Source organism: Nocardia sp. NPDC051981, from assembly GCF_040680715.1.
Taxonomy (GTDB): Bacteria; Actinomycetota; Actinomycetes; order Mycobacteriales; family Mycobacteriaceae; genus Nocardia.
In genome coordinates, this window is record NZ_JBFAXK010000042.1 from 1 (window position 1) to 14,684 (window position 14,684).

Below are 14,684 nucleotides of genomic sequence, written 5' to 3' on the forward strand. Positions count from 1 at the left end.
GGCGTGGACAGGGGGTCATGTGGCGACCGAGGTGCTTGTCGAGCGGACCAGCCTCGACGATGGCGTTGTGATGATCTTCAAGGAGTTCGGCCGACGAGTACGCATGGCTTTCGACCCTCGCAGGATCAGCGAATCCCGCGCACTCGACCTGCTCTGTCAGTACCTACCAAGACTGATCGGCGCGATGAAGGTAGTCCACCGCGCCGACGCCTAGCCCGCGACAGCCCCGGCCACCCTCACAACCGGTCGCCGGGGCTCAAGTCCCGGTGCGCACGCCGGGCCCTCTCCGCCCCAGACGACGCCGCGTACCGCGACAGCATCTGCCTCGATCGCCAGCCCGTGATCCGCATCAGGTCATCCTCGTTCCCGCCGTTCAACTTCCAAAGATGCGCAAACGTGTGACGGAACTGGTGCGGGTGGATGTGCGGGATACCGGCCTCCTTGCACCTGTTCTCCAGCATCGTGCCCACGCCCCAGATCGTCATCCGGCTGCCGCTCTTCACCCCCCACCACAGCGCGTCCTCTGGATCTAGTGCCCGCCCGCGGTGCTTCGCCAGGGCACGCAGATAGCGATCCAGGACCTGCGCGGTCGACCGACCGAAAGGCACGGCGCGCTCCCGGCCCCCCTTCCCCAGGACGTAGAGCACCATCAGGTCCAGATCGACGTGCTTCACGGACCGTTCGGTCAGCTCCGACAGGCGCGCCCCGGTGTCCAGGAACAGCATCAGGATCGCCGTGTCCCGACGCGACTTGAAGTCCTTGCCCTTGCAAGTGGCGAAGAGCTTCTTCAGTGCATCGTCGGGGATGACCGGCACTACGGTCTCCGGGACTGCCGGCGGCTTCATGGTCCGCATGGGGGACCGGTCCAGCTCCTCTTCGTCGACGAGCCAGTTGAAGAAGGTCTTCAGGCTTCGGAAGTACTGGTGTGCCGTCACGGCGGACGTCTTGACCATCAAGTCCGCGATGAATGCTTCCACGTGCTCGCGGTGCACTTCGTCCAGGGAAGTCGGGGCGGGGCGTGCCCCGTCCGCCGGGCTGTATTCGGTGAGGAGGTAGGCAGCGAAGCCGTCGCCTGCGCGCCGATAGACCCGTTGGGTGGCCTCTGAGAGGTTGCGGGCGCGGAGGGCTCTGATCCAGGAGGCGACTTCCGGCCGAAGGTCGCAGCGCGGTTCGCCGGACGGCTCACGGAGGAGGGGTGTGGTGGCCATGCGAGGTCCCCATTCGAGTATGCGAATGGCGGCTGCCGGTCGCTTCTCGGGTCGGTAGCCGCTGGGTTCCCCTGAACCGTACGCCGGGTCGCGCCAATGCGTGGGGCACTTGGCCGATTTGCGCTGTGCGTCGCGCGCACAAAAAGAATGACCAGCGTTTCCGCTGGTCATCTGGCGTTTGCGCCCCCGGCAGGACTCGAACCTGCGGCCAAGTGCTTAGAAGGTATACGGGGGTGAGCGCTGTGCTTACCTGCGTTTTTGCTGGCTCCGCTGCGCCCAATTAATGAAAGGCACTTGGCCAATCTTTCTGAGCAATTTGGCGAGTAGCCGCCCCTCCCGGGCAATGAAGCCGCCCCGGGAGTCATTCTGACACCCGGGGCGGCTTGGAGGGTGAGGCTCCGCCATCTGGACGGAGCGCCGCACCTCGCAGGAAGCGGCTGCCACACCCTCACTTCGCCCGCCGCACTCAAGGCGGGCAGTCTTCGGACCTCATACGAGCGCTACCCGGAGCGCACCAAGATCACACAATGGCCAATGGACTGTACAGACATTCGGGTCGGTGCCCCTTGAGCGTGGACGAGTGCCACCAGCCCCACCCCCCGATGACCGCGTCCTCGCAGCCAGACGAGCAGTCGGCGACCGCATTCGTGCCGCCCGCCTGCACGCGAACCTCACCCAGGAGACCGTTGCCCTGACCGCCGGCATCTCCCGGCACAGCCTGAACCGCATCGAGTACGGCCACGGGAGCCCACTCCTGGACACCCTGATCCGTATCGCCGACGCGATCGGGGTACCGCTCGCCGACCTCGTCCGGGAGTAGGGCCCCGGCCGGCCGACGGGGGGCGGCGCGACCGGGGCGGAAGGCCCGCCCGTGGCTGGCCGGCGCGATGCAGCCACGAACGGGAGATCAGGAACAGATCCGCAGTTTCTGGGGCGCGGTCGCCGCGTAGAGAGCGCGCCGGAATGCAGCCCGCGACCGGTCCCGCGGCCGGCACTCCGAGTCGCCCGGCGGGTGCGCGTAGGCGTCGGGCCGGGCCCCGGACATCGAGACGCCGTGAGTAACAGTCACGCAGTCGCCCGTGATGGCCCGGTCGCAGTCGACGCAGATCATCGGCGGGCCTCCCGCCAGACGCGGCCGAGCCGAACCGCGGTGATGCAGTGCGCCCCCGCACGGCATGCCGCACAGGCGTAGGTGTGGCCGAGGAACGTCCGGTACTCGTCGTCGCCGGGTGTGCGGGCGGGTTTCGTCAGGGTGATCACTGGTGGCCTTTCCAGCAGGTGGGGCAGCAGCGAGGAAACCAGCGGGCCGAGGTTCCATGAGCGTTCACGTAGCGCGGACCGAGGTCGTGCGCCGATACGTTCGATAGGGGCGCGCCGCAGAAGCAGCAACTCGCCCCACGCTGCTGCCGCTCCGTCAGGTCACTGACTGACGGCAAGTCCCTCACGGTCATGGTTCCCTCGGATCGTCGCTGATCTGGTGGGACGAGGGTGCCAGGGCGCGGAGGGCACAACGCTCACAGTTTTGTGAGCGCTGCGAGTGGCCTACAGGCCGATCCAGGCGGCCATGTTGACCAGCGTGTCCGAAGTACGGCGACTCGTGCGGAGCAGCCCGGTCATGGTTTCCCGGGTTCGCGGGTGATAGCGGGTCTGCTCCGGGGCGGCCCGGCGGGCCGCGACAAGGTGACGCAAGGATGCGTCCAGGTGCCCGGTCTCCATTTCTACGACGGCACGGTCCACGAGGAAGCGGGCCCGTCGCGAGGTCAGCGTCGCGGGCGGTAGTTTCACGGCTTGTGCCTGGCGGAGTGCGTCGTCGAATTGGCGCATGGTGATGGCTGCGCCCATCTCGTGCAAAGTCACGTTCATCTGGCCGAACGACAGCCAGTGAACTTCGCGGGCCTCACCACCCACGCGGTCGGCCAGCTCGCGGGCGGCGGCAATGTGCTGCGCGACTGCGCCTCTGTCCCCAGCTCGGGCGGCCACGGATGATGCGCCAAGGTGAAGTTGACCGGCAACGGCAAGCCCTTCCCGCGTGGTCTGGTCCGCAACGAGGTCTTGGCCGGCAGCGACCAGGCGCCGTCCGAGGCCCTGCTCGGCCTCGGCGTGAACCAGTGCTCTCCGGTATTGCCGGATCGCGGCAAGGCATGGGTCGGAAGCGTGGTCGGCGGCCCAGCCCATGCGGTCGAGAGCGACGATGGCGAGGTCCGAGAAGCCGAGCTTGATGGCGATGTCGTGCGCGGTTCGGTAGGTAGAGGCCAGGGCGCGCCACGCCTCCGTGGTCGGCGCTGTATGGACAGTGAGAGTCAGGTCGTTGATGACGCCTGGGAGTGCCCGGGCGGCCTTCCTGAGGTGTGTCGCCCGCACTTCTTGGCAGAGGCGATCGGCCTCGTGTACCAGCTTGTCCGCAGGGCGAGCAGGCCTGGCCCCGTCTGGGTCGAGGTCGTACAAGGCAAGGGACTCGCGGATCGGGCGCACAAGAGAGGTGAGGCGCCCGTGTTGCATTTCGGTCACGTGCGGCGGTCCTGTGAGGAGAGTGATGTCAATCCCGAGAGCCGCAGCGACGGCGGCGGTGAATTCAGCCGTTGCGACTCGGGCGCCGCATTCGACCTGATTGAGTAGGCTGTAGGAGTAGGGGATGCGCGCGGCCAGCTCGCGTTGGCTGAGTCGGGCGCGTTTCCGATGTTCCTTGATGCGGTTGCCTGTGCTGCTGTCGTCGGGTGTGGGCATACTGGTACCTCAGTTCCTGACTCGTCATCTGGAACGGTACCCGCGCCGTTCGGTGCTGGACCTCAATCGCCCCTGGTTCGAACCGGATTGGGGGCGGTTGCATGTTCGAACCCGGGCGCGATGAGATGGCGACATGACGACCCTCTACCTGCTCGGCTCCGCCGCTCCGCCAGTCCTGGAGATCGCCTCAGTGATCGAGGCGGCCCAGAGCCGCGGATACGACGTGTGCCTCGGCCTCACCCCGTCGGCGGCGCGCTGGTTGGCTCCGCAGATGACGGAGCTGGAGAGGCTGACCGGGCACCCGGTGCGGTCCGAGTACAAAGCTCCGACGGCGGCTGACGTATGGCCCCGCGCGGACGTGGTGCTCTTCGCGCCGGCCACATTCAACACGATCAACTCGTGGGCGCTGGGGATCACGTCAAGCTTCGTGGTGGGCTTCGCGGCCGAGGCGATCGGGAAAGGTATCCCGCTCGTCACGATGCCGTGCGTGAATGCTGCCTATGCGCGGCACCGTGCGCTCGACCGCAGCATTGCCGAGCTGCGCGAGATGGGTGTGACAGTGCTGTACGGCGAGGGCGGATTCGTGCCGAACGAGCCGGGCGAGCGCCGACCCTTCCCGTGGCAGGTCGCCCTTGATGCAATCGGTGCTGCTGTCAGCACCTCAACGTAACTGGCTCCCGAGGCGGTCCGGACTGGGTGGCGTCCCAGGGAGACGGGAATTAGCCAGTACTATCCGGCCACGTGGCAATCGAACTGAGCGATGAACTGATCGAGCTGGAGCGCGCGGCCTGGGCCGAGCAGCAGGAGAACCGCTTGACGGTCGAGACCGCGGCCCGGGTGCAGGCGGCGATCACCGCCCACGCCGAGGCGACGGGGCAGTCCCGGTACGAGGTCGAGGCCGCGCTGAAGCGGCTCGTACGGCACCCGGATGAGGACGGCGGCTGAGCCCGGACGCACGGAACCGCCCCCTCCCGCTGCGTGGGGGCGGCGCCGTCGAGGCTAGAAAACACAAAGCGCCCCCCAGCTGATCGCTGGAGGGCGCCCCTCAGCGCTCGATCACACCACAAACCGTCACGAAACTGGCGTCGGTGTTAGCGGCACCGATACCGACGGCTTGCGTCTGGCCCCGGAGCAAGGGGCCAAACCCCGGGAACGAACGATGCGCCGTAGAAGTCTCTGCGACCCACCCCCGTGCCGGGAGCTGTGCCAGCTTAGCTCACCGTCAAGCTGGAGGGCCCGGGCTACGTAGGCAGTTGGTCGTAGGTGTATGGAGAGCTGGTCGCGGGCGCATCTGTATCGACAGGGTCATCGCCGCCAAACATTCACCTTCTCCGTCGACAGCAGCGGAGCGCCGTCCGGGCCTTTCATGTGCGCGGGCACCCACGTCTGCCGGCGCAGCGACCGCCCCGGCCCGTGCGCCTGGTTCCGCCAGTGCCCGGAGACGATCCACCGGTTCCGGTACGTGCGCTGGTCCGTGCCCGCATCCGGATCACGGTCTTGCGGGGTGTACTGGCGGCGCAGGTCCACGGTCGTCACCTCAGGCATGGGAAGGCCATCACGGGCGTAGGCCCTGACGGTGGGCTTGTCCGCCCGCTCCCGCGTCCGGTCGATCAGCTGGGGTTGCTGCATCAACAGCCACGCTGCCGCCAGGGCCGCGACGACCGGTTGCGGGAGCTGCGGGTCGACTTCGGCCAGGGACACCGGCTCGCTCGTGACGGGAAGGGTTGCCGCGCAGACCGGAATCAGCGGCGGGACCTCATCCTCCGCAACCTCGTACCGGCCGATCCGGGCGACCTCGGCAGCAAGCCGGTTCCGGGACATCAACAACCAGAGCAGCAACCCGCCCTCGAACGGTCCCCACGCACATGCCTCGACCGGGATCCGTACCCCGTTGGCGTCGACGTGTCCGACGCCCTCGTCCCAGTACAGCAGCCCGCACGGCGACGGCCGGTCCGCCGTCGCCCACCGCGCGGCTGCCAGCTGTTCACCGGAGTGCATGGCCAGGGCCGTCATGTCCTGCCCGACCCAGAAAAGGTCAGCGACCTCCAGGTGGGATGCCAGAGCGTCCAGCCCCGGCGCCGTTCCGGAGTTCGTTTTGGCCCGCAGAGGCGATTCCGGGTCGTGGAGGTGGCGCAGCGTCTGACGTCGCAACCGAGGAAGCTGCGTGGGCCGGACCGTCACGCCGTGGTCCTCTCGGTGCGGTTGCCCTTCCCGGGGCGCTTGGCCAGGGCCTCCCGAACCTCGCCGGCGCGGAAGTAGGACTGCAGGCGTCCCGACTCCGGGTTCGGTCCGTAGTAAAAGGCTTTCACACCGAGGCGGGACATGGTGCGGGAGGCGGCCTTGGTCGGCTCCTTCGCCGTGGACTTCAGCTCGTCACGGGCGATGTCCTCCAGCGTCAGCGGGTCGTGCCACTCGACAATCTGGGCGAGGTCGATGTCCTCGACACACGCGGCGATGTCAAGGCGGCCGTCCTCATCGACCGGGTAACCGTCGAACTCGCCGCCGTCCGGGTACGCGGGCCCGATGAACTCCTCACCGCACAGGGACACGCCCGCGGGCAGCGCTCCCTCGATCGCGTCCCGGTACGCCTTCGTGATCTCGGCCAAGGCGCCGGATACCTCCAGGAGTTCCCGCCAGTCGGCGTCGCCGCCGCCGATGTAGTCGAGGACATCAGCATCGGGGCCGGTGCTGAAGGTGTTGATGCGGTTGCTCCAGGTGCCGTAGCTGGTCGTCGTGGTCATGAGGACGGTTTCTCCTTCGGGAGGTGATGAGGGTTTGTCAGAGGGCGGCGATTGCGGTGCGGACCGCGGTGAAGATGCGGTCGGCGATGGCGTCGCGGGTGAGGGAGCGCGGGTTACCCCAGCCCCACTTGATGTGGACGCGTCCGTCGGCGGCGTCGAAGTAGACCTTGTCGACGGCGGTGGCGAGGCGACCCCCCTCGGCGTTGGAGACCTTGTCTCCGTCGAGGCTGGCGTAGCTGATGCTGCCGGACTTGTAGTGGTCCAGCTCCAGGCCGGGGACGGCCTGGAAGCCGTTGAGGTAGACGCGGTCCATGCCGTTCTTCTGCCAGCGCTGGCCGCCGATGGCGGTCATCGTGTCGATGGTGAACGCGATCAGCTTCTTGGCAGGCTTCTTCATGGCACCGATGGCGATGCGGCGGGCAAGGGAGGCGGTGTCGATGACCCACCGGCCGGCGACCTTGGTCGCGGCAACGACGCCGTTGCGGGCCCAGCCGCGGATGGTGGCGACGGTGACCTTGGCGGTAGCGGCGGCGGTGGCGGTGTTCATCGGGTTCCCCTTCTCCCTTGGCGACGACTCCATAATGCCGTACGTACGGCATTATGGCAAGGGGGTCACAGAAAACACGAAACCGCCCCTGCTCCGGCCGAAGCCAGGCAGGGGGCGGAATGTTCTGGGGGCTGATCTACTGGGCAGCCTGCCACAGAGCCACGGCGAGACCGACCACGCTGACCAGCGCGGCAAGGGACGGCAACGGCCACCGGGCGCGCTCCAGAGACGCCACCCGCTCCTCCAACGCGGCGACGTCCGACTCCATCTGCTCCGTCCGCTGGAGCGCCAGGTCCAACCGGCCGTTCAGCGCGGCAAACCCTGTCCGGATCTCGCCGCGCATCTCCGCAAGTTCGACCGCTACCCGGTCGCCGCTCTGAGGCGTCATCGACGATCCCTCACGGTCTCGGTGAGCCCTGGACCGTCGCCAGTCCCGGACGCACTGATCGCGGTCAGCACCGCCAGCAGCGCCGCGCCCCCGGCGAGCGCGAACGCCTGGCCCCAGTCCGCGTCCAGGGCATCCGCCGCAGTGAGCCCCACGGCAGCGAGGAGAGTCTGCGCGGCCGTCCGTACGGCGCGCTCAGCGGTGGCTACCCAGAACGCCCCGCTGAACACGGACGCCATCACCCCTCCCTCGTGGCCAGCACCTTGTCGATCCGCCGCACCCGGGTCACCAGGTCATTGAAGACCGACCGGCCCGACCAGTAGTGCTGCGGCGACTTGGGGTCGTCGCTGTAGTCCGCGGCATCGGCCGGCGCGTCGAACCGATCGGCGGACAGAATCCGCTCGACTACCGCGTCCGCGATCCGCTTCACGTCAGCATCGGTCAGGGCCATGGGGTCCTCCTCGTTCGGGTTCCAGCTCGCCGGGTGCTTCAGCCGCTCGGCCACGTCGGTGCGCAGCTGCTGCATGGTGAAGCCGCGGGGGTCGACCTTGTCGTTCGACCACTCCAGGTGGCCGATCACGGACTTCGCCGACCAGCCGTGCGCCCGGCACAGGGCGGCCTGGACACGGACGATCGCGTCGTACTGCGCCTTGGGCCAGGGGTCCTTGCCGTCGCCGAGGTTCTCGCACTCCCAGCCGTAGAACCGGGCGTTGCCGTCGGTCCCGTTCGCGTTGCCACGCGAGGGCTTCGACGGCGCCGTGCCGTACGACTCGGCAATCACCTGCTCCAGGACCCGCGAGTCACCGCCCCCCGCGTGGTTCGTGCGGCCCCAGCCGACCATGTGCACCCGGCCGTCCTTCGCGATCATCCCGTGGCAGAGCGGGCCCGGCAGGGACGAGTACCCGTCACGGACCATGGCCACCGTGGACGCCGTGCCCCTGGTGACCGTGTGATGCACGATCGACCCGTTGACCGGGCCCCACGCACCCTTCGAATTTCGGTTGCGCGTCCGCCAGTTGCCGACCTCGACGACACGGACGCCCTCGGCGCGCAGCGCGGTGAGGATGGCGTCGGCGGACAGAGGGGCGGCCATGGGTACCTCCAGGCATAGAGAAAGCCCCGGCCGGACTGGCATGGGGCAGGTGGTACGGGATGGCGTCAGGTGGGCATCACAGCCATCCAGTGCACCGGAATGTTGGCCCACGTACCGGCCCCTTCCGCCGCGTCCGTGAGCAGAATGAAGAGAGTGAAGCCGGTGGCGCTGACGTTGATGGGCCGGGCCTCGAACCGACCGGTGCTCCCGGCGCCTGCTGCGATCTCGGCATTCATGACCGGCGCCACGGGGAAGGGCACCGGAAAGGTCACCGGCTGCGTGTACGAAGTCTGGTTCGTGAAGCTGACGCTTACGACCCCTGCCTGATAGTCCTTCGCGGCCAGGCGTGCGGCCGTGATCCGCATGCCTGGCTGCCACAAGGTGGCCGGAACAGCCATGAGCACCTCCTACAGAGCGACGATGGTGGGGATGGCAAGCCGGACATCGGTTCCGGCCGCATGCCCCTTCGCGATCCCGTTGACGGCGCGGGTGACGTGGAATTCCTGCGGGGACGTTGCCCCGCTGATGCTGTGCACGGTGACGACCTCGCCGCCGAGTCGGACGTCGAACGGGAACTCTGCCGGATCGGTGACCCACACGCGGCCGACCATGGTTGCGATCGACAGCGTCGTGTCCGTCGTCGACGCCGCGACTGCCAGCTCGGAGCCGTCAGTGTCCGCGCGGGACAGTTCCGGGTCCTCCAGCACGCCCACCGTCCACGGGCCGGCCGGGGAACAGTTCAGTGTCAGCGACCAGCTCGTCGGCGTGAACTTCTCTGAGTACCCCTGGGCCAGAACATCGACAGCGTCGGCGGGATGCTGCGGTGGCAGGTTGATGACCTGGACACGGTCCCCGATGCCGAGGCCCAGCCATTGGTTGATCACCTGCGGGGCAACGGTGAGGTCGGATGTCAGCGACGGGTAGCGCATGCCTGGCCACGTTCCCAGGTGCACTCGCCACCCGGCGATGTCGGGCAGTTGGTTGTCGCCCCATACGTTGAGGGTGACCTGCTCGTCGTACAGGCCGGACGATGCGATCGATGCTTCATCGACAGCCATGGCCGACGATCCGCCCTCGCGTGACACCTGCGACGAGTTGCGGATCCCCTGGTCGTCCAGCACCGGGGAGAAGGGGTTGGCGATCTCACTCCGCCCCGCGTCAAAGACCGCCGGAGTCTGGTTGTACAGCGTGCCCATCGGCCGGTACTCCAGCCCCGATGAGTCGAGTTGCTCGCCCAGGATGCCGCCGTCGGCTTCAGCGCACTCAGCCAGGAGGTCCAGCAGCTTGCCCGGGCGCTGTGCTCCCATGCGGGCCGTGCCGGATGCGAGCCCGAGCATCCGTAGCGGCACGCCTTCTTCCTTGCAGAGGCGGACGAGGCGTTTCCCGGCGGTCTCGCCGGCGAAGCCATCGTCGGCACCGTCGAAAATGTTTGATCCGGGGGCACCGGTCGGGTTCGGCGTCGGGGCCGGAACATCGAAGACAGCCAGGTGCCCGAGGGCCATGCGGTCCGTGGCCGCGCCCCATGTGCCGGTGATGCTGCTGATACGGCCCATTGCCGCAGGGGGCGACGTGTAGGCGTAGTAGTAGATGTTGGTGGTGACGTCCCGCCACCGCGCGACCACGTGCGTCGTCCCTGCGCCCGCGTTGACGGTGTAGATCGTCAGCCGGTTCCAAACCCCTGCGAAGGCAGCGACGGAGGATGCATTCGTGTTCACGAAGAATCGGATCACCCCGCCCTCGGCGTCGCGCACTTCGATGCGAATGCCGGCCGTCGACGCGAGGACCGCGACGGTACGCATCGTGGAGCCTGCCAACACGACGCGGATGATCTCCGCCTGGGCAGCGGGCAGGGCAGGCAGGTAGTACACGAACTCGACCTGCCAGCCCTGCCTGCTGGTGTTGGGCACGGATGCGGCCAAGCGCGCGGAGGACTTCAGTGCGGGCAGCGGACTGGATCCACCGAGGTTGCTGTTCGACGCCCAGTCCACGCCCGTCAGGGTGAGCGGTTGTACTCCGTCCAGCGGGCTGAACGCCTGCGACCGGGCCGCTTGGCCCTCCTCCATTGGCCAGTAGGCGATCAGGTTTGGGTCGGAAGGGATGCGCCTTCGGAGCGTGCTGTCCAGGGCCTTCGAGGGCTGGCCGAGGCGGCGCAGGATGCCTGACGCGGTGATGGCGACGCGGGATTCGCCCGGTTCGTCTCCGTGGGACAGGTCTCCGTAAGGCCAAGTGGGAGCCCATTCGGAGACATTGCCTACGAACCGCTGCTGCCAGTTCGTGATCTGGGCAGACCCATTCACTGACCATGGGCGGCCGGCCGTGTCGGTGAAGGCGGTAGTGCCCGATTCCAGCTGCAGGAAGTCCGGCGCGGCAACGACGGCCCCGTCGATGCCGGACCGGACCTCGGCACGGTGGTATCGGCCTGGGACCGGGAGCACGTTCGGTACGACCGTGGTCGAGGTCGGCGCGATCAGAAGGGGAGCTGTGGACGCGAAGATGCTGGTCGTCCCAGCCACTGTGAGGTCGCCGCCGAACTGCTGCCAGGGCCCATCCAGACTGGGGGCCCAGTAGAACCGGGCAGTCCACCCGCCGGCTCCGTTGTCTGCATCGAGGGTCGCCCTGATCGCGGCCCGGCGCGGCAGTGCGGGCAGTGCAGCGCCCGCAAAGAACGAGGCCACGCCAGTGGGCGAAAACCACAGCTGGACCACGCCGCCGATCAGATTGATTTTCCAGCTGCGCTGGTTCGTTACGGCGTCCCACTTACCGATCAGGATGTGGTCCCCTGCGGCGTACCAATCGACAGTGGCTTCCACGCGGATGTCGATGTCGCCCATGATGTCGAGTGACGGATCATCGGGCGTGCTGGCCGTGGCGGCGGGGGTTCCGTCGAGTTGGAGAGACGACTCTCCGGCCTGGACCGACACCCGGCACGGTGTGCCTACCACCACATTCGGGTAGTGGGCCGACATGGCGTTATCCGGCGTGTACGCCCCGGTCCGGTTGTCGAGGTCCATGGAGACCGTAGTGGGGGACGCCTGCGACGATTCGCTGGACCGGCCCCGGCTGATGGTGATCTGCTGCGAGAGCACGTCGCGGGACACGTCGGTCCACACCCAGTCGGACTCGGGCCCAGTCACGTCGGCACCGAAGGCAAGCTCAACCCGGAGGGGCAGCGTCCACGGTCGGTCAGGCCACGTCACAGCCATCGCCTCCTATCTCTGCGATCAGTGCGCGGATGGCGTCGGGGCGGCGAGCCACGTGCCGGTACCGGCGGTACAGGGCCATGCCCGTGCGCGATCCCCACCGGCGCGACACGCGCAGCTGCGGGGGATGCCACAGGTGCCACAGGGGAGCCTCGCCACGCCAGGGAAGGCCAGCCACGGCCCGCAGCGCGACCGCCCACGCTTCGTCTTCCTGTCCCCAGCCCCTGAACCGTGGGTCGAGGGGCACCTCGGCGTACAGGTCGCGGTCGAGGACGACGATGCCGCCGCCCTCGACGCCGCGGTAGGCGGGTTGGTCCAGTGCGCCGCCGATCTGGCCGCCGCTGAGTACGGCACCAGTGGCGGCCCGGGTGAGGCGGTGCACGGGCCCGTGCGGGATGGCCCACGGTTCTCCCGCTGCCACGGCGTCGACGGCGGCGGTGATGCCGTCTGTCCACACGTCGGCGTCGGCAATGACCAGGACCCGGGCATCCACCGCAGGGAGCGCCGCAGCGACGGCGGCCGCCTTGCACCACTCCCCGACCGGCGCCTTTCCGGGCACCGGCCGGTGCCCGGCTTGCTGCCACCGGTTCATGACCCAGGCGAGCGCCGCTTCCCGGTGCGGGCAGCCCGCCCGCCACGGGATCACGACAGCGACTCCACTGCCTCCACCCATGCGCTCAACTCCTTCTGCGTCTCCAGGGAATCGGCGCGTGCGCGCGCCCGGGCGGATGCCGCCGCCCAGCCAGGGCCGAGCACCGTGCGGAGTGCCTTCTCCCACAGGTCGATGTCGCCGGGCGCAGCCCACGTCCCGGCATCGCCGAGCGCTTCCAGGAGGCCCTCGGTGCGGGTGGCGATCGTCGGGATCCCGGACGCCGCGGCCTCGACTGCGACCAGGCCGTAGGACTCAAACTCGGAGGGCATCAGCAGGACCCGGGTCCGCGCCCACACGTCCAGGCGCATGTCGGCCGTAGCCGACTGCCACGTCACGTTGGACAGGTTGTTGCGCCGGATCTGCTCATGCCGCCGATACCCGCCCTCGACCACCAGGAACGGGGCGTCCGGCAGGCGCTCGGCCAGCTCGTAGAAGAGGCCCGCCCCCTTTTCCGGGAGCGGGTTCACGAGCGTCACCGCGTCGCCCGGCACTGTCCTGTGCCGCTCCGGCCATACCGGCGGATGCACCACAAGGTGCGGGGCGTGCATGCGCGGCCGGAGCCGCCCGGCCACCCAGTGGGTGTTCGCAACGTAGAGCGACGCCCCCCGCGCCACGTCGCGGGCGATCCACGGGGCGTCCGAGTGCAGCACCTGCACCAGCCGGGCCCGCGCACGGCGCGCGAGAACCCGCGCTGCGGGCACTTCCTTCAGGTGCGACACCACCACATCTGCGTCCACCAGGTCCGGCCGGCCGCCGTGCACGGTGACGCCGTCGACTGTGAACTCGCCGTCCTGGTCGGTCGCCCACACCTCGACCATGTGCCCGCGCGCGACGAGCGGCTGAAGGAGACCGTGCAGCATCACCTCGGCCCCGGCACGGTGCACGGGCAGGTAGTAGTGGACGACCGCTGCGATCCTCACGCCGCCTCCTCGGGGATGCCGACGAGCGCCCGCATGGCGGTGGGCGAGCTGCGCGCCCGCAGGTAGGTCTGGTACCGGCCGCGGTTGCGCCGGTACTCGGCCGAGCGGGTGTTGACGGCGGGGTCGTGCCGCAGGTGGGTGATCACCCCGTGATGGCGCACGGGCGCCCCCAGGAGCGTCGTGGCCGCCGTCCAGAACGCGTCGTCCTCAAAGCCCCAGCCGACGAACGACTCGTCCATACCGCCCGCCGCCCAGTACGCATCCGCCGTGATGACCCACACCCCGCCGATCGGACGCCTGGACGTCTCGGCGGCCGGGGCGTGGTGCGGGTCGAGACCGCGGGCGTAGACGGCGAGGGTGCCCTCGGCGGACAGGGCCCGGTAGGTCGTGTACGGAAGATGCAGCAGCCCGTCCCCGGCCGCGCCCGCGATGGCGTCGCGGAGCGGACCCGCCTCGGGCAGAGTATCCGCGTCGCACAGCACGACCACCCCGCCACCAGCCTGCCGCACAGCCTCGTTGCGCACGGCCGCACGACTGAACTGGCCGTCGACATCCACGCGCAGGTGCCGGGCCTCCGGGATCAGCTCGCGGAGGCGGGCGGTCACGTAGTCCGCGTGGATCTCCCGGTCCAGCGCCCCGGCCCGGAACGGCACCGCCACTGTCACCGTAGTCATCGGCCGCTCCGGGCCCGGTCAGCGGACCAGAGGTAGTAGCCCAGCACGTCACCCTCCCGGTACTCCACCAGCCCCTTCCCCAGTTCGCGCCGCATCTGCGCGGCGGTCCAGTGACCGCGGTGGATCTCGAACCAGTTCCCCTCATAGGCCCCCTGCTGGCAGTGGGCGAGGGGGATCGACACAAGGACGTGGTGGGCCCAGTCCCGCATGCGGGCCAGCACCGCACGCGCCTCAGCCTGCTCCATGTGCTCCAGCACGTCCGCCAGGATCACCAGGTCCGGCTGCCGCTCCACCGACCACGGATCCAGATGCCGGATGTCCGACACGATCACCCAGTCGTACAGGTCCCGCAGCCCGAACCGGGCGACGTAGGGCCCCCACGCCTCCACACCGATCCACCGGCACCCAGGGGGCGTTGTCTGGCGGGCCAGCCGGGCATAGGTCCCCTCTCCCGGGCCGACGTCTACCACCGTCGTCGGCGCGAGGCGTGTGATCACGTCCCGCGCCCACTCCTTGCCCTCACGATCCGACGTCGGCACC

At 68.8% G+C, this 14,684-nt stretch carries 19 protein-coding genes; 4 read left to right on the forward strand and 15 right to left on the reverse strand.

Annotated features, from left to right (window positions below):
• Positions 1-214, forward strand: a 214-nt coding sequence (locus AB0L60_RS39960) for a hypothetical protein (protein WP_364625311.1), incomplete at its 5' end; no start/stop codon positions are given.
• A gap of 22 nt (positions 215-236) precedes the next feature.
• Here the strand turns inward: AB0L60_RS39960 and AB0L60_RS39965 are convergent.
• Complete coding sequence (locus AB0L60_RS39965; RefSeq protein WP_364625314.1) at positions 237-1,208, reverse strand: tyrosine-type recombinase/integrase; 972 nt, start codon at positions 1,206-1,208, stop codon at positions 237-239.
• A 580-nt stretch (positions 1,209-1,788) separates the two neighbouring features.
• Between AB0L60_RS39965 and AB0L60_RS39970 the strand changes: the two genes are divergently transcribed.
• Positions 1,789-2,028, forward strand: a complete 240-nt coding sequence (locus AB0L60_RS39970) for a helix-turn-helix transcriptional regulator (protein WP_364625317.1) — start codon at positions 1,789-1,791, stop codon at positions 2,026-2,028.
• Positions 2,029-2,315: 287 nt separating this feature from the next.
• Here AB0L60_RS39970 and AB0L60_RS39975 read toward each other — a convergent pair whose 3' ends face one another.
• Complete coding sequence (locus AB0L60_RS39975; RefSeq protein ID WP_364625319.1) at positions 2,316-2,468, reverse strand: hypothetical protein; 153 nt, start codon at positions 2,466-2,468, stop codon at positions 2,316-2,318.
• A gap of 282 nt (positions 2,469-2,750) precedes the next feature.
• Complete coding sequence (locus AB0L60_RS39980) at positions 2,751-3,932, reverse strand: helix-turn-helix transcriptional regulator (protein WP_364625322.1); 1,182 nt, start codon at positions 3,930-3,932, stop codon at positions 2,751-2,753.
• Positions 3,933-4,065: 133 nt separating this feature from the next.
• Between AB0L60_RS39980 and AB0L60_RS39985 the strand changes: the two genes are divergently transcribed.
• Both AB0L60_RS39985 and AB0L60_RS39990 read left to right on the forward strand, forming a co-directional pair.
• Complete coding sequence (locus tag AB0L60_RS39985; protein WP_364625325.1) at positions 4,066-4,602, forward strand: flavoprotein; 537 nt, start codon at positions 4,066-4,068, stop codon at positions 4,600-4,602.
• Between the two features lie 71 nt (positions 4,603-4,673).
• On the forward strand, positions 4,674-4,877 hold the full coding sequence (locus AB0L60_RS39990) for a hypothetical protein (protein WP_364625328.1): 204 nt from the start codon (positions 4,674-4,676) through the stop codon (positions 4,875-4,877).
• Positions 4,878-5,237: 360 nt separating this feature from the next.
• Here AB0L60_RS39990 and AB0L60_RS39995 read toward each other — a convergent pair whose 3' ends face one another.
• The 12 genes from AB0L60_RS39995 to AB0L60_RS40050 all read right to left on the reverse strand — a co-directional run bounded on the left by AB0L60_RS39995 (position 5,238) and on the right by AB0L60_RS40050 (position 14,683).
• Positions 5,238-6,113, reverse strand: a complete 876-nt coding sequence (locus AB0L60_RS39995) for a hypothetical protein (RefSeq protein WP_364625330.1) — start codon at positions 6,111-6,113, stop codon at positions 5,238-5,240.
• Positions 6,110-6,673 carry a hypothetical protein gene (locus AB0L60_RS40000; RefSeq protein WP_362706215.1) on the reverse strand — a complete coding sequence of 188 codons (564 nt, stop codon included), beginning with the start codon at positions 6,671-6,673 and terminating at the stop codon, positions 6,110-6,112. The genes AB0L60_RS39995 and AB0L60_RS40000 overlap by 4 nt, the downstream gene beginning before the upstream one ends.
• Before the next feature lie 37 nt (positions 6,674-6,710).
• Positions 6,711-7,220, reverse strand: a complete 510-nt coding sequence (locus tag AB0L60_RS40005; RefSeq protein ID WP_362706212.1) for a hypothetical protein — start codon at positions 7,218-7,220, stop codon at positions 6,711-6,713.
• A gap of 136 nt (positions 7,221-7,356) precedes the next feature.
• Entirely contained in the window at positions 7,357-7,608 is a 252-nt protein-coding gene (locus tag AB0L60_RS40010; protein WP_362706209.1) for a hypothetical protein, read from the reverse strand.
• Positions 7,605-7,844 (reverse strand): holin, encoded by a 240-nt coding sequence (locus tag AB0L60_RS40015; protein ID WP_364625335.1) that lies wholly within the window; start codon positions 7,842-7,844, stop codon positions 7,605-7,607. Before AB0L60_RS40015 ends, AB0L60_RS40010 begins: the two co-directional genes overlap by 4 nt.
• On the reverse strand, positions 7,844-8,698 hold the full coding sequence (locus tag AB0L60_RS40020) for an N-acetylmuramoyl-L-alanine amidase (RefSeq protein ID WP_364625338.1): 855 nt from the start codon (positions 8,696-8,698) through the stop codon (positions 7,844-7,846). Before AB0L60_RS40020 ends, AB0L60_RS40015 begins: the two co-directional genes overlap by 1 nt.
• Positions 8,699-8,763: 65 nt before the next feature.
• Positions 8,764-9,096: an H-type lectin domain-containing protein gene (locus AB0L60_RS40025; RefSeq protein WP_364625341.1), complete on the reverse strand. Its 333-nt coding sequence runs from the start codon at positions 9,094-9,096 to the stop codon at positions 8,764-8,766.
• 9 nt (positions 9,097-9,105) lie between these two features.
• Positions 9,106-11,901 (reverse strand): hypothetical protein, encoded by a 2,796-nt coding sequence (locus AB0L60_RS40030; RefSeq protein ID WP_364625344.1) that lies wholly within the window; start codon positions 11,899-11,901, stop codon positions 9,106-9,108.
• Positions 11,882-12,571: a hypothetical protein gene (locus AB0L60_RS40035; RefSeq protein ID WP_364625347.1), complete on the reverse strand. Its 690-nt coding sequence runs from the start codon at positions 12,569-12,571 to the stop codon at positions 11,882-11,884. The genes AB0L60_RS40030 and AB0L60_RS40035 overlap by 20 nt, the downstream gene beginning before the upstream one ends.
• A complete protein-coding gene (locus AB0L60_RS40040; protein WP_364625350.1) occupies positions 12,541-13,470 on the reverse strand; it encodes a glycosyltransferase family 4 protein in 930 nt (309 codons plus the stop codon). The genes AB0L60_RS40035 and AB0L60_RS40040 overlap by 31 nt, the downstream gene beginning before the upstream one ends.
• Entirely contained in the window at positions 13,467-14,144 is a 678-nt protein-coding gene (locus AB0L60_RS40045; protein ID WP_364625353.1) for a galactosyltransferase-related protein, read from the reverse strand. Before AB0L60_RS40045 ends, AB0L60_RS40040 begins: the two co-directional genes overlap by 4 nt.
• Positions 14,141-14,683 carry a class I SAM-dependent methyltransferase gene (locus AB0L60_RS40050; RefSeq protein ID WP_364625356.1) on the reverse strand — a complete coding sequence of 181 codons (543 nt, stop codon included), beginning with the start codon at positions 14,681-14,683 and terminating at the stop codon, positions 14,141-14,143. The genes AB0L60_RS40045 and AB0L60_RS40050 overlap by 4 nt, the downstream gene beginning before the upstream one ends.
• Position 14,684: the final 1 nt, after the last annotated feature.